The organism is Kocuria sp. KSNUG, assembly GCF_049532735.1.
Taxonomy (GTDB): Bacteria; Actinomycetota; Actinomycetes; order Actinomycetales; family Micrococcaceae; genus Kocuria; species Kocuria rhizophila.
This window is the reverse complement of sequence record NZ_CP150981.1, coordinates 485,609-500,032: the sequence shown is the minus strand read 5'-3', so window position 1 is coordinate 500,032 and position 14,424 is coordinate 485,609. Positions and strand designations below refer to the sequence as shown.

Genomic DNA, 14,424 nt, shown 5'->3' with positions numbered 1-14,424 from the left:
TTCGACCCGTGCCGCGCCGCGGACGGTCCCACCCTTCGTGCAGGAGGCCTTGTTCCATGCAGAGCTCCGGGGCGCGCGCCAGCGCCATCATGGCCTCCGGGACCCTGGTGTCCCGGATCCTGGGTTTCGTCAAGACCTTCCTGATCACGGTGGCCATCGGCTCCGCCGCCACCATGGCGGACGTGTTCCAGCTGGCCAACACCCTGCCCAACCTGATCTACGTGCTGATCGCCGGCGGTGTGTTCAACGCGGTTCTGGTGCCGCAGATCATCAAGGCGTCCAAGTCCGAGGACGAGGGCGCTGACTACATCTCGCGGCTGCTGACGCTCGCCGTGATCGCCCTGCTGGTGATCACCGCCGCCGTGCTGCTGTGCGTGGGGCCCATCATGCGGCTCATGGGCCCCGGCTGGTCCCAGGAGCAGCTGGCCATGGGCACCATGTTCGCGGTGATCACGTTCCCCCAGATCTTCTTCTACGGGCTCTACACCGTGGTGGGCCAGGTGCTCAACGCCAAGGGCGCGTTCGGGGCCTACATGTGGGCGCCCGTGCTGAACAACGTCATCGCGATCGCCTCGCTGCTGGTGTTCATCTACCTGTTCGGCCCGTTCCGCACCACCCCGCACACGCTGGAGAACTGGACGTCGGCGCAGACGTTCTGGCTCGTGGGGATGTCCACGGTGGGCGTGGCCGCCCAGGCCTTCATCCTGTTCTGGCCGCTCGCGCGGCTGGGTCTGCGCGTCCGCCCGCGCTTCGGGTGGCGCGGGATCGGGCTGTCCGCCGCGGGTCGGCTGGGCGGCTGGACCCTGGCCACCGGCGTGATCGCCAACCTCGCCTTCATGGCCCTGTACCGCACGGCGGCCATCCCCACCGGAGCTCGCTCCGACGTTCCCGCCGGCCCGGGCGGTCCCGCCCCGATCGCGGGCACGGCCGTGCTGGACCAGGCCACGATGCTCTACGCCCTGCCCCACGGGGTGATCGGGCTGTCCATCGCCACCGTGCTGTTCAACCGGATGGCGGCCGCCGCCGCGGAGCACGACCGCGAGTCCCTGGTGTCCTCCCTCTCCTCGAGCCTGCGCGTCACGGGCGTGGCCACGGTGTTCTGCATGGTGGCCCTGATCGTCTACGCCGGACCGCTGGGCATGCTGTTCTCCGGCGGTGTCCCCGCGGCGGGCGCCGTGATCGGGCAGGTCATCACCGTGATCGCGATCGGCGCACCGTTCATGTCCACGGCGTTCATGCTGGGCCGCGCGTTCTACGCCCAGGAGGACGCCCGCACACCGTTCATGGTGCAGCTCGCGGTATCCGTGTTCACGGTGCTCGGCGCCGTGGTCATCGCCCACGCCGTCCCGCCCGAGCAGATGGTGTTCGCCGTGGCCGGGTGCTACGCCCTGCAGAACATCCTGGCCACGGTCATCTACCACTACGCGCTCAAGCGGCGGATCGGCGACTACGGCCTGTCCCGCATCGTGGGCTCGCACGCCCGGATCCTGGCGGCCTCCCTCGTGGCGGGGCTCGTCGGCGTGGCGGCCCTGTGGCTCATGGGCGGCTACAGCACGGACGGCTTCCCGTGGCACCGGCAGGTCACGGCGCTGGCCACCATCGCGGTCGGAGGCATCGCCATGGCCGTGGGCTACGCGGTGGCCCTGAAGGTCTTCCGGGTGCAGGAGTTCGCGTCCCTCGTGGCCCCGCTGAAGGCCAAGCTCGGCCGGTAGACTGCCGGAAAGTTCGTTCTCGCGTCCGTGCGACCGCCGCGGCGCCCGAATCAGAGGGAGCCACCGTGTCCCAGCCCATCGCGCTCGGAACCGTCCTGGGCGGCCGCTACAAGGTCAGCGCGTCGCTGCTGAGCACCGCCGACCACGACCACGTGCTCCAGGGCGAGGACCAGATCCTGCGCCGTCGGGTGTCCATCCTGGTTCCCGCGCCCGCGCACGAGTCCACCGTGGTGGAGAACGCCCGTTCCCTCGCGGCCGGCTCCGGGCACAGCGGCTTCCAGGTCCTGGACATGGGCCAGACCGAGGACGCCACCTACCTGGTCACGTCCTACGCACCCGCCGCGGACCTGCTGGACGCGCTGCTGTTCGCGGACCAGCACTCGGACGACTACTCCCTCTCCGACGACATCTTCGGGGATGCGCGCACCGCGTCCTCGGCGTCCTACATCTACGAGGAGCCGGATCCCACCCAGCCGCAGCGCAGCGTCGCACCCCGCACGGAGGAGCCCCAGGACGAGCAGCCCGCCGTCACGCGCTGGAGCGCCTCGGACTACGACGACTACTCCTCGGCGCCGCCCGCACCGTCCGTGCGCAACAGGCTCGGCCTCGCGCGCAAGGTCCGCCCTGGTGCCGTGCGCTCCACCATGTTCGACCGCGCAGCCTCCCGCGGCGGCTCCGGTGGTGCCACGGTGGCCGCCGGCGCCATCGACCCCACGTACGACGGCGACAACCGCTACGAGAGCTTCGAGCGCACCGAGGGCAAGCCGGACCGCCTGGACGAGCGCCACGGCGGCTCACGCGCCGTCCCGTCCGGCGACGCCGCCGGCATCCCTGACGCGCCCGGGCCCCTCGACGACGCCGCCCCGGCCGCCGCGTCCCGGGACCGCGCCGAAGCTGCCACCACAGGTTCCACCGAGCGGACCGATGACAGGACCGCGGGAACGGCTGACGAAAGCACCGGTGGCACCGCCGGCGCGGGGGCTGCCGCTGCAGGGGCCGCACTCGGAGGAGCCACGGGGGCAGGCGCCACGCATCAGCAGCGCGGGCAGGGGCTCGATCCGGAGCCGGAAACCGCCTCTTCACCCGCCAGCGCGGCCGTGGGGGGTCCGCACGCGGGAGGTGCTGACGCCGCCGTGGCCGGTGCCAGCACCGGACCCGGAACCGCTTCCCGTGAGGACCTCGAGCAGGTCACAACACACAGGAACCCGGGCACGGAGGACGTGCCCGCCACGCACGGCAGGGACGCGGTCGACGCGGGTACGGCCACGGCTGGTGCGGCCGCAACGGGCACGGGCAACGGGGACACGTCGGACACCGTGGGCTCCACCGCAGAGGACTCCCGCAAGGGACCGTTGCGCTGGCTCCTGCTGCTCCTGCTGGCCATCGTGCTGATTGCCGCCATTGTCCTGGGGTTCCGGGGACTCGGAGCCCTGACGAGCCAGTTCACCAGTGAGGGAGCACCGGAGCAGACCGCGGCTCCGGCGGATCCCAGCGGCTCTCCCGCCGCGACGGCCGCACCCAGCGCCGCGGCGGCGCCGGACGTGGCCTCCGCCTCCCGGCTGACCTCCGATCCGAACTTCATGGCGGACACGGACGCCACCCTGAACCAGGCCACGGACGGCGATCCCGCCACCTACTGGCTCAGCTACGGGTTCTCCAGCGCGCAGTTCGGCAACCTCGCGGACAGCGTGGGTCTTGCGGTGCAGCTGAAGGAACCCGCAACGGCCCAGGAGCTGACCATCCAGCAGGCGGACGGCTCCGGCGGCCAGTTCACCGTCTACGTCTCGGACCAGCCCTCTCTCGAGGGCGCCCAGGAGGTGGGCAAGGGCTCCTTCACCGGCCCCGAGGTCACCGTTGCGCTCTCGGACGCCGCACGCAGCACGCCCCACCAGTACGTGCTGGTCCAGTGGACCGAGCTGCCCCAGCTGAGCAACCCCATTGGCGGATACCCCTTCGGTCTGCGGATCGGAGAGGTGGACGTCCGCTGACCCCACGGGGTCCGGGTGGTCCCCACGGTGGGCCCACGGGGCTGTCCAGGCCCCGGGGACCCGCGGTGCGGCGTCGTCGTCCCCCGTGCGGCGCGACCAGCCCAGGACGCCCCGCGGGGTGGAATATCTGAGCGTGCTCCCCACGTTCTGACGTGTAGTCGACCTCCGCGAACGCGGTGACCCATGGAAAGGCTTCGAAGCAGTGAGCAACCAGCCCGGCATCTTCTCCAGCGCCGTGAACATCGGCGTGGGCGGCGCCGCCCAGCCGTCCACCGCCCCGGCTGCGGCCCCGGGTGACGACGCCGTTCACGACGTCGTCATCGTGGGCTCCGGTCCCGCGGGGTACACCGCCGCGATCTACACCGCGCGGGCCAACCTCAAGCCCGTGGTGCTGGCGGGCTCCGTGACCGCCGGCGGCGAACTCATGAACACCACCGAGGTGGAGAACTACCCCGGGTTCGTGGACGGCATCATGGGCCCCGAGCTCATGGACAGCATGCAGCAGCAGGCGGAACGCTTCGGCGCGGACATCCGCTTCGAGGACGTCGTCTCGGTGGAGCTGGACGGTGAGGTCAAGACCGTGACCATCGAGGACGGCACGGTCCTGCGGACGCGCGCCGTGATCATCTCCACGGGCTCCGCCTACCGCAAGCTGGGGCTAGAGGACGAGGAGCGCCTGTCCGGGCACGGTGTCTCCTGGTGCGCCACGTGCGACGGCTTCTTCTTCAAGGGTCAGAACATCGCCGTGGTGGGCGGTGGTGACTCCGCGATCGAGGAGGCCACCTTCCTCACCAAGTTCGCGGACAAGGTCACGCTGATCCACCGCCGGGACGAGTTCCGTGCCTCGGACATCATGAAGCAGCGCGCGTTCGACGACCCCAAGATCGAGATCCTGTGGAACACCAGGGTCACGGGCATCAACGGTGCGGACAAGGTGGAGTCCCTCGCCCTGGAGGACACGGTCACCGGTGAGGCCTCGGAACTCGCGGTCACCGGGCTGTTCGTGGCCATCGGCTCGGACCCGCGCGTGGATCTCGTGCGGGACCAGCTGGAGCTCACGGTGGACAGCACGATCGCCGTGGACGGCCGCTCCTCCACCACCTCGCTGCCCGGTGTCTTCGCCGCGGGCGACGTGGTGGACCCCACCTACCGCCAGGCCATCACGGCCGCGGGCTCGGGCTGCGTGGCCGCCGTGGACGTGGAGCACTACCTGGCGGCGCTGGACAGCTGAACCGGCCGGGACTGCGGCTGCCCCCTGGACGCTGCACCCCCCTCCTCCGCCCGGACCCGTCCCCGCGGAAGCCTCCGGACAGAACCGTCCGGGCGACACCGACGAAAGGAACCAGACATGAGCTCAGCCAAGGACGTCACCGACGCCACCTTCCAGACCGAGGTCCTCGAGAACTCCAAGCCCACCATCGTGGACTTCTGGGCGGAGTGGTGCGGCCCCTGCCGCCAGCTCGGCCCCGTCCTGGACGCCCTCGCCGCCGAGTACGCCGACCAGGTGGACGTGGTGAAGGTCAACGTGGACGACAACCCCGCGATCGCCTCCCAGTACGGCATCACCTCCATCCCTGCGGTGTACCTCTTCGCCAACGGCGAGGTGGCCAAGACCTCCGTGGGCGCCAAGCCCAAGTCCGCGCTGGAGAAGGAGTTCGGGGAGTACCTCACCCCCTCCGCGTGAGAACACCCGCCCGGGTCAGCGCACCGCCGGTGCGCGGGCCCGGGTTTTCTCTGACATCATTCACCCCAGACCAGAAGCCCGCACGAGCGGGACCACCAACAGCAGGGAGGCCCACGTGCCGCAACCCACCGCAGGAGCACCGCTTCGCCACGGCGTGTCCGATCGACGGGTCCTGGGGCTCAGGGAGAGACTGCTGCGCGCCGGCGCACAGGACACCGAGCTGGCGCCCGACGCCGCCCGCAATCCCTCGGTCTTCGACGGTCACGTGGACCGGGCGGTGAGGGGTTTCCAGCAGCACAAGGGGCTCATCGTGGACGGCGTGGTGGGGCCGGACACCGAGGCAGCGCTCAACGACGCGCAGTACTCCCTGGGGGACCGGCCGCTGTTCCTTCAGGAGGAGCGCCCGTTGCACGGGGACGACGTGGAGGAACTGCAGACCAACCTTTCCCTGTTGGGTTTCTACTACGGACACCTGGATGGGACGTTCACGCGCCAGACCGAGTACGCGGTCAAGGAGCTGCAGAGCAGTTTGGGGACCGAGGTCGACGGCGTCGTGGACCGGGAGACGCTCACGGGGCTGGCCCGCGTGAGCAAGAAGATCACCACCGCCAAAGCCTTCTCCCTGCGCGATCACCGGCGGCTCGAGACGCTGCACGAGGCGCTGCGCGGACGGGTGGTCGTTCTGGTTCCCTCGGCCGCGGGGTCCACCACGGCACCCGATACCGCACCCCCCGGGTTCACCACGGCCCAGGACGAGATCACGATGGACGTGGCGGTCCGCGCCTACGACCTGCTGAGCAACGTGGGGGCCGTGCCCGTCCTGGTGGATCCCTCGCCCTGCGGGGACTCTTCGTCCCAGGCCGGCCGGGTGCCCACACACAAGGAGCACGAGCCCGCTGTCACACGATGCGAGCGGAAATCCGAGGCAGGACCCTCCCTCCCGTCCCCGGAACCCGGGACCCGCCCAGCGGACCGTCGCGTCAGCGTCCGCACGCAGCAAGAGGCCCTGGCAGCACATCCCCAGGCCGTGGTGCTGTGTCTGCAGTGCGACTGGAACCGCTCTGCACACGCTGAGGGCGTTGCCACGTTCTACTGGGGTGACCCTGCCACGGGACAGTCCTACGCACCCATCGGCCACAAGGCCTCGGACATGATCCTCCGGGAACTCGTGGCCCGAACCGGCGCCCTGGACCTGGGCAGCCACGCCCGGCAGTGGAGCACGCTGCGCAGCACGGGCACGGCGACCGCCTGGGTGGAGCTGGGATACCTCTCCAACCCCGTCGAGAGGGAGCAGCTGGGCACCGAGTCCTACCGAGCTCGCCTGGCTGAGTCCCTGCTGTGCGGACTCCAGCGCGTCATGGCACCCGCGCCGGAGCCAACGGCCACGGGCACCATGAGCCTCGCGGACATCGAAGCGTACTACCGGGAGAACCCCCGCGCCGAGGTGCGCAGCGATCCCACGGCCTGAGCGACGCGCTCTGCCCCTGCACCCCCTCTGATCCTCTCTCGCCCTGGCGTGCCGACGTTGCCACCACATCCTGATGACACCAGACGGCCCCGATGTTTCACGTGAAACATCGGGGCCGTCTGCGTCGTCGGGGGATCCTCAGTGGATCATTCCGGTGATCAGCTCTCCGGATCGAGCTTGGGGTCCAACACGTCGATGATGCGGTTCAGATCCTCTACCGAAGCGAACTCGATGGTCATCTTGCCCTTACGAGCGCCCAGCTGGATCTTGACGCTGGTGTCGAGCTTGTCCGAGAACGCGTCAGCAATGTAGCCCAGCCGGTCGTCGTGACGGGTGCTGGGCGCCTTGCGCCTGCTGGACTGTCGCTTGAGGCCGTCGGAGAGCGCCACCGCTTCCTCCGTGGCCCTCACGGACAGTCCTTCCGCCACGATGCGCTGAGCCAGCCGTTCCATCTCCGCCGGATCCGTCAGAGCCAGCAGGGCACGTGCGTGCCCTGAGCTCAGCACACCGGCCGCCACCCGGCGTTGCACCAGGGCCGGGAGACGCAGAAGGCGCAGCGTGTTGGAGATCTGCGGGCGGGAGCGCCCGATACGCTCCGACAGCTGCTCCTGAGTGGCACCGAACTCCTCCATCAGCTGCTGGTATGCGGCCGCCTCTTCCAGGGGATTCAGCTGCGCTCGGTGGAGGTTCTCAAGCAGCGCATCGCGGAGAAGGTCGTCATCGGCGGTTTCTCGAACGATCGCGGGGATCGAGTCGATCCCAGCAGCCTGAACCGCGCGCCAGCGGCGCTCACCCATAACCAGCTCATACGTTTCCGGACCGCCGTCGCGGCTGGGACGCACCACGATGGGCTGAAGAACGCCAAGTTCCTTCACGGAGAAGGCGAGCTCCTCGAGCTCGTCCTCGTCGAACACCTGCCGTGGCTGCTTGCGGTTGGGGTGGATGTCCGTCACGGCCAGCTCGGCGAACGTGGCACCGGGGACGGCCCGCAGGTCTGCGTCGTCACCGCTCGCTTCGGCGGGCGCCGGAAGCTTTTCGGGCGCACTGACCACTGAATCGGGGGCCGTCTCCGGAGAGTTTTCGGCCAGCAAGGACGCGTCTCCATCTCGAGTCTTCGTGCCTCGCCCCGTGGGCTCTTCACCAGCGCGCTGCGGCCCCGAAGCCTCGGAGCCTCTGGCCGCGGACGTTTCACGTGAAACATCGACTTCCCGGCTGGACACATCCAACTCTGAAGCCGCACCCCCAAAAGGCTTCTGGTCGATCTCAGAGAACGTGACGGGCGTTTGAGGCAGGAAGGAATCGCGCTCAAAAGCCGGCGTGCACGTTGTCGATTCACTCGACGTCTCATCGCGGCGCGATGTTTGCTGAGAGACAGCATCATCATCCGACGACGCATGCGACGAGCCCACAGGGCTGGACGGGGCCCCAGAGAACGAGTCCGGATCGGACGGCAGGAAGAACATGTCCACGGGCCTGCTCACGTTCGTCGTGCTTCGCAGGGCCTGGCCCATGTCACGTCGACGTTGAGCGGTTCGCCCCGTTGCGTCCGCCGTGCGAGCGCCCGATCGCGATGCCCCCAGCCCGGATGTTTCACGTGAAACATCGTTTGCCCGATTCCGATCCTTTTGGCCCGTATTTTCTCGCTTCGTGGAGTCCTGCGCTGCCTCCACCAGGTGTCCACTGGAATTGGCGGGCTGATCGAAGTCAGCATGTGCCCCGCTGTTTTCGGGGCTGGTCGCGTTCCCGCGCGCACTCTCAGCGTCAGCGGATCCGGTACCAGTATCGGTGTCCGCACCAGAGGATTTCTTGGCGTCCGCGGTTTTTGCTTCTCCCGTGGGTGCTTTGCCGACCGTGGACCTCTTGCTCTTGGCGGTCTTCTCGACCCCTGCCCGGCTGGGCGCGTCAACTTCCGTGACCTTGGAGGACTGCTTGGCTCCAGACCCGGCCTTCTTCGCCGCGTCAGGACCCGCAGAGCTGGAGGTCGCTTTTCGTCTCGTCGTGGTGCGTGTCGACGAGGGCGAATCCTCGCCTGCGGTCACCGTCTTGGGCCCCTTTCCCGTCGAGGCGGTGTTCTTGGCGTCTCCGGATGTCCTGGGTGGCTTTGCGCCGCCGCCCGAGCCGGTTCGCTGGCGTCGCGGACTGCTCTCCGGCTTTTGTCGCACATCGGCGGCCTCGTTCTGGGACCCCGCAGCTGTGCGAGGAGTTTCCGGTTCTCCACTGGGAATGAGGGCACCAAGACCCCGCCCGAGCCCCCGACGTCGTTCGACCACGTTCATGTCCTTCCACCGATGATGTCGTGTCCATCGTAGCCGTGGTGCGGCTGGCTCCTCGCGTTGCCGCATGCATTCCGCGCCATGTCCTGGAACGACCCGCGTCTTACAAGGCGTCGCCCAACGCTCTGCCTGCGAACAGCAGAAGGCCCCGATGTTTCACGTGAAACATCGGGGCGTTCAGAGGCGGGTGCCGTCCGCCAGCTATTATGTCCGAGCGCCGACCGAGGGTCCTAGCATTCCCACATGCGCGGCTGCCATTTCATGGTCCGTTCGGCAGCGGCGACTATACGCGAGACTTCAGCGCTGGGAGGTGCCGGGTTCCCGCGTGGCCAGTTCCGCCGCCGCTTCAAGATAGGAGAGCGCGCCCGTGGAACTCGGGTCGTAGGTGATCACACTCTGCTGGTAGCTCGGCGCCTCGGAGATCCGCACAGACCGCGGAATCATCGTCTCCATGACCTCGTCCGGGAAGTGTTGACGCACCTCGTCTGCTACCTGCGACGCCAAGTTAGTCCTGCCGTCGTACATGGTCAGCAGAATGGAGGAGACCGTGAGCTGAGGGTTGAGGTGCTTCTGAATCATCTTGATGTTGTTCAGGAGCTGGCTCAGTCCCTCCAGGGCGTAGTACTCGCACTGGATGGGAATCAGCACTTCCGTGGCGGCCACGAAGGCGTTGATGGTCAGCAGGCCCAGGCTCGGGGGACAGTCGATGAACACGTAGTCCAGCCGGGGCAGACCGTTCTGCTCGCGTGACTCCGCGTACTCCGCGAGAGCTCGTTGCAGACGCTGCTCACGGGCCACCACGGACACGAGTTCGATCTCCGCGCCGGCCAGGTCGATCGTGGCGGGGAGGACCCACAGGTTCTCCATCTCGGGAGACTCCTTGACCACGTCCGCCACCGGCACCTCATCGATGAGAATGTCGTACACCGAATCCGCATCCGAGCCGTGCGGGATTCCCAGAGCTGTGGAGGCGTTGCCCTGGGGGTCGTTGTCGACCACGAGCACGTGCTGGCCCTGCTGGGCCAGAGCCACCGCCAGGTTCACGGACGTGCTGGTCTTGCCCACGCCGCCCTTCTGGTTGCTGATGGTGATGAAGCGGGTGTTCTGCGGGTGCTCCAAGTGGACGTTCTTGAGCTTGGCGCGGCGCTTGTTCTCTTCCACGAGTTTCCTCCCCAGGGCGGTATCAGCCACCGCATCCTGTGCTGTGAGACCGGCGTGAGCGTCTGTTTCACGTGAAACATGCTTGCCGCGATCCGGAACAACCTTTTTGGGCTGATTAGCGGGATCGGGTGGTAACCCGAAATCGTGTCCGCGCTTCACTGCCTGCGGGTCGTGCTCCGGGGTGGTCATCGACGGTCCCTTTCATGGCTGATGCGTGCTCCTCGTAGCTTATCCGCATCCGCCCCAGCACTCTGGTGCCCGGGCAGGTCAGAGCACCAGGCGTACCACCGTGGTGGGTTCCCTCAGCAGGTCCTCACCCACGGTCAGAACCTCCGACTCCCTGACGCCGAAGCGCCCCAACTTCTTGGACGCCTTCGTGAGCTCGTCCTGCGCCGACCGGCCCTTGAGGGCGAGCAGCTCGCCGCGTCCCTTCAGCAGGGGGAGGGTGATGTCCACCAGACCCACCAGAGCGGACACCGCACGCGCGGTGACCACGTCCACGGCACCCACGTCCTGCTTGGCCTGTTCCGCGCGGGCACGAAGCACCCGAACACTGCCCAGCTCGAGGTCGGAGACGACCTCCTCGAGCCACACCACGCGTCGCTCCAGCGGTTCCACCAGGGTGATCTGCAGATCCGGGCGGGCGATGGCCAGGCACAGACCCGGCAGTCCCGCCCCCGATCCCACGTCCACCACGCGCGAGTCAGTGGGGATGAGTTCCTGCACCACTGCGCAGTTGAGCACGTGCCGTTCCCACAGGCGGGGGGCCTCCCGGGGGCCAATGAGACCGCGCACGATCCCGGACGAGGCCAGGTGCTCCGTGTAGCGCCGCGCAAGGTCCAGCCGTGGTCCGAAGATGGCCCGCGCCGCAGGTTCCAGGTCCCCGAGCGGTGGAGCCGGCTGAGGCTCCGGTGCGGCCCGGTAGGCGGGTTCCTGGCCGGAACCGCGTGCCGCTGCGGCCGACGGACCAGGGGACCGCCCCTGGGCATCCTGGGCGCTCATGCGCCGGCCGAGATCACGATGTGGCGCCCATCGCCGTCACCCTCGGACTCGGAGACAAGCCCGGCCTCCGCCACGGCGTCGTGGACGATCTTGCGCTCATACGGGGACAGGGGCGGCAGGTGCACGCTTTCCCCGTCCGCGCGGACCCGCGCGACGGCGTCGTCGGCCATCGAGCGCAGCTCGGCGGCGCGCTCGTCCCGATGACCCGCCACATCGAGGATCAGACGGCTGCGCCGCTGCGTGGCGCTCAGGACGGACAGTCGGGCGAGCTCCTGCAGAGCCTCCACGATCTCACCGTCCTGACCCACGAGAGCCTGCAGATCGGCGTCGTCGTCCTCGGCCACGACGGAGACGTAGGTGCGGCCGTCGCGCACCTCGATGTCGATGTCACCGTCGATGTCCGCGGTGTCGAGGAGCTCCTCGATGTAGTCCGCGGCGATCTCGCCCTCCTCCTCGAGCGGAGAGAGCGAGGCAGTGTCCGACTCCGACTCCGGTGCCACGATCTCCTCCGGAGCCGTGTCCTGGGCGTTGTCCGTCTCGTTCATGGCGGGAGACCTCTCAGCCGTTGTTCTTCTTGGTCTGCTGCTTCTGACGCTTCTTGGACACGGGCTGGTTGCGCTGGCCGGCGGCCGCACGCACCCGCTGCTCCTCGACCTTCTCCTCGTGCTCCTTCTTGGTCATGCCCACAGGAGGCAGACCCTTGGCGGCGCGCCGCTCGTTGAGCTCGCGCTCCGCCTGGGAGCCCTTGGTGGGGTTGTTGCGGATGACCCACCACTGCTGGCCCATGGACCACAGGTTGGAGACGGTCCAGTAGACGAGCACACCCAGAGGGAAGTTGATGCCGCCCACCGCGAAGATGATGGGGAACAGGTAGAGCATCATCTGCTGCTGGCGATACATGGGCGAGGCCTTGGCGGTGTCGCTCATGTTGCGGGAGGTCAGCTGCTTCTGCGTGATGAACTGGGTGGCGCTCATGGCCACGATCATCACGACGGCCAGGATGATCGTGGCCGTGTGGTTGCCGTCGCCCGGCTGCATCAGCGTGGAGAACAGCGGGGCACCGAAGATGGTGGACTCGTTGAACTGGTGGACCATCTCCGGCGTGAGCACGTGGATGGCCTCGTTGTTGGCGGCCGCCTGGGGGACCGAACGCAGCACCTGGAACAGCGCGAAGAACACAGGCATCTGCACGATCACCGGCAGGCAGGCCGCGAACGGGTTGGAACCGTGCTTCTTGTACAGGGCCATCTGCTCCTCCGCCATGGCCTGGCGGGAGAGCTGGTCCTTCTTGCCCTTGTACTTGGCCTGCAGCTTGGCCATCTCCGGCTGCAGCTCCTGCATGCCGCGCATGGACTTGATCTGCTTGAGGAACAGCGGGATGGTCAGCGTGCGCATCACCAGGGTCAGGCCCACGATGCACAGCACCCAGGTGAAGCCGGACGTGGGGTCCAGGCCGATGAAGGTGAAGATCTCGTAGAAGACCCACAGGACCGCGGACACGATCCATTTGAAGGGCAAGAGAATCAGGTCGAAGAAGTTCATCGAGCGTTGGCTCCTTGAGCCGCATGGTGGCGGGCCTGACAGTCGTGCGTGTACTCACGCACGAGGTTCGGGTGGTTGAGCAGAACGATTCTGGGGGTCGTGGCGAGGGTCGGGAACTCCCGGCCACCCCCCGGGATCCTGTCGATCCCCCCGGCAGCCCAGGGATGGCAGCGCAGCAGCCGCATCACGCTCAGCCCCAGTCCGCGCACGGCACCGTGCACGGTGACGGCTTCGAGCGCGTAGGCGGAGCACGAGGGGAAGTAGCGGCACACGTCCCCGTAGAGCGGGGAGACGATGGTCCTGTAGAGCTTGAGCAGGGCGATCAGAAGGTTCTGCGGAGCCTGCTTGACCGCGCCGAGCACGCCACCCGAGGTGTTGAACTCGTGCGGGGCACGTGCCAGAAGCTGCTCAGGAGTCACCCGTGGTGTCACGTGCGCCTCCTTCTCGATCGTCCACGGGGCACGTTACGGCATGGTGCCCGGGGGCTGCTGTGAGCGTCATCGTGCCCGGTGCGCCGCGGCCGTGAATGCGGCCCGGTAGTCGCTGCCCAGTTCGTCCCAGTCCGCAGCCGCGGCGGGGGGCAGGGCCCGCACCACCACGTCCATGCCGTGGGGCTGGTCCCGCACGCTGCCGGCAGCGAGCTCGCGCAGCCGACGCTTGACCTTGTTGCGCGTCACCGCGTTGCCCACGGCCTTGGACACCACGAATCCCACGCGGGACGGTTCACCCGTGTGCATGCGCACGGATACGACGACGTTCCGGCGACCGCTGCGGGCACCGGAACGTACTGTGGTCGTGAACTGCGCCGAGGTCCGCATCCGATGCCGGGTGGGCAGCATGACGCGAACCTCGAGACGGGGGGCTCAGGCCGAGAGGCTGGCGCGGCCCTTGCTGCGGCGAGCACCGATGATGGCGCGGCCGGCGCGGGTGCGCATGCGAGCACGGAAGCCGTGCTTGCGGGCGCGGCGGCGGTTGTTCGGCTGGAAAGTCCGCTTGGGCATTAGTCACTCCATGAGGTTGGACTACGGTGAGCCGACTGCGAGAAGTCGCAGGGGGCGCACGCGGTAGGTTTCTGGGGGCGTGCGGGTACGCAGAAATCACGCTCTGCACGCACAAGACTTATCAACAGTAGTCAATGGGACCAGCCGGGTCAAATGCCGGGGCCGACGCCGCTAGCTCCCGTGGCCACGACCGCCGCGTGGTGGGGGAGGGCGCCGCGGGGCCCATCGTGCGCCCCGGGCGTCGCCCTCCTGATGCTCCCGCCATTCTCCCCCGCGGGCTTGCCGCGCCTGCCCCGCGAGCCTCGGGCCGTCATCCTCAGGCGCGGTCCCACCCATGTGCACTCTTCCCGGGCTTCGGCACCGCTCCCCGGTTGGGTCGCTCGCACCGGCGGCAGCCCCTCCACACCTGTGCACACACCGTCCGCCGAACATGTGGAAAACGTCGGATCCGCGCCGTGGCACGGCGAGTTGTCCCCAGGCCGGAACTACACGTTTGTAGTTCCGCAGACCCGCAAATTCGGGCTATGAACTGCTGTGACACGTGCTCTAGGCTGATCCCCACGGCCGCCCCCCACGAGCTTTATCCACCGCTG

At 68.3% G+C, this 14,424-nt stretch carries 13 protein-coding genes; 5 read left to right on the top strand and 8 right to left on the bottom strand.

What is annotated here, in order from left to right:
* Positions 1–56 precede the first annotated feature (56 nt).
* The 5 genes from murJ to AABM36_RS02210 all read left to right on the top strand — a co-directional run bounded on the left by murJ (position 57) and on the right by AABM36_RS02210 (position 6,852).
* Positions 57–1,712 carry a murein biosynthesis integral membrane protein MurJ gene (murJ, locus tag AABM36_RS02230; RefSeq protein WP_396350286.1) on the top strand — a complete coding sequence of 552 codons (1,656 nt, stop codon included), beginning with the start codon at positions 57–59 and terminating at the stop codon, positions 1,710–1,712.
* A 65-nt stretch (positions 1,713–1,777) separates the two neighbouring features.
* On the top strand, positions 1,778–3,700 hold the full coding sequence (locus AABM36_RS02225) for a hypothetical protein (RefSeq protein ID WP_423447117.1): 1,923 nt from the start codon (positions 1,778–1,780) through the stop codon (positions 3,698–3,700).
* 247 nt (positions 3,701–3,947) lie between these two features.
* A complete protein-coding gene (trxB, locus tag AABM36_RS02220) occupies positions 3,948–4,931 on the top strand; it encodes a thioredoxin-disulfide reductase (protein ID WP_259897808.1) in 984 nt (327 codons plus the stop codon).
* 117 nt (positions 4,932–5,048) lie between these two features.
* Positions 5,049–5,384, top strand: a complete 336-nt coding sequence (gene trxA / locus AABM36_RS02215; RefSeq protein WP_423447115.1) for a thioredoxin — start codon at positions 5,049–5,051, stop codon at positions 5,382–5,384.
* 154 nt (positions 5,385–5,538) lie between these two features.
* Positions 5,539–6,852: a peptidoglycan-binding protein gene (locus tag AABM36_RS02210; protein WP_423447113.1), complete on the top strand. Its 1,314-nt coding sequence runs from the start codon at positions 5,539–5,541 to the stop codon at positions 6,850–6,852.
* A gap of 158 nt (positions 6,853–7,010) precedes the next feature.
* On the opposite strand, the gene AABM36_RS02205 is transcribed toward AABM36_RS02210, so the two are convergent.
* The 8 genes from AABM36_RS02205 to rpmH all read right to left on the bottom strand — a co-directional run bounded on the left by AABM36_RS02205 (position 7,011) and on the right by rpmH (position 13,831).
* A complete protein-coding gene (locus AABM36_RS02205; protein ID WP_423447889.1) occupies positions 7,011–8,315 on the bottom strand; it encodes a ParB/RepB/Spo0J family partition protein in 1,305 nt (434 codons plus the stop codon).
* Positions 8,316–9,422: 1,107 nt separating this feature from the next.
* Positions 9,423–10,286: a ParA family protein gene (locus AABM36_RS02200; protein ID WP_423447887.1), complete on the bottom strand. Its 864-nt coding sequence runs from the start codon at positions 10,284–10,286 to the stop codon at positions 9,423–9,425.
* Between the two features lie 267 nt (positions 10,287–10,553).
* Entirely contained in the window at positions 10,554–11,288 is a 735-nt protein-coding gene (gene rsmG, locus AABM36_RS02195; RefSeq protein WP_423447111.1) for a 16S rRNA (guanine(527)-N(7))-methyltransferase RsmG, read from the bottom strand.
* Entirely contained in the window at positions 11,285–11,833 is a 549-nt protein-coding gene (locus AABM36_RS02190) for a protein jag (protein WP_423447109.1), read from the bottom strand. The genes rsmG and AABM36_RS02190 overlap by 4 nt, the downstream gene beginning before the upstream one ends.
* A gap of 13 nt (positions 11,834–11,846) precedes the next feature.
* Positions 11,847–12,830, bottom strand: coding sequence for a membrane protein insertase YidC (gene yidC / locus AABM36_RS02185; protein WP_271073765.1), 984 nt, complete (start codon positions 12,828–12,830; stop codon positions 11,847–11,849).
* Positions 12,827–13,261, bottom strand: a complete 435-nt coding sequence (gene yidD / locus AABM36_RS02180; RefSeq protein ID WP_224764933.1) for a membrane protein insertion efficiency factor YidD — start codon at positions 13,259–13,261, stop codon at positions 12,827–12,829. Before yidD ends, yidC begins: the two co-directional genes overlap by 4 nt.
* A 66-nt stretch (positions 13,262–13,327) precedes the next feature.
* Entirely contained in the window at positions 13,328–13,669 is a 342-nt protein-coding gene (gene rnpA / locus AABM36_RS02175; RefSeq protein ID WP_423447106.1) for a ribonuclease P protein component, read from the bottom strand.
* A gap of 24 nt (positions 13,670–13,693) precedes the next feature.
* Positions 13,694–13,831 carry a 50S ribosomal protein L34 gene (gene rpmH, locus AABM36_RS02170; RefSeq protein ID WP_012399425.1) on the bottom strand — a complete coding sequence of 46 codons (138 nt, stop codon included), beginning with the start codon at positions 13,829–13,831 and terminating at the stop codon, positions 13,694–13,696.
* Between the last annotated feature and the right edge of the window lie 593 nt (positions 13,832–14,424).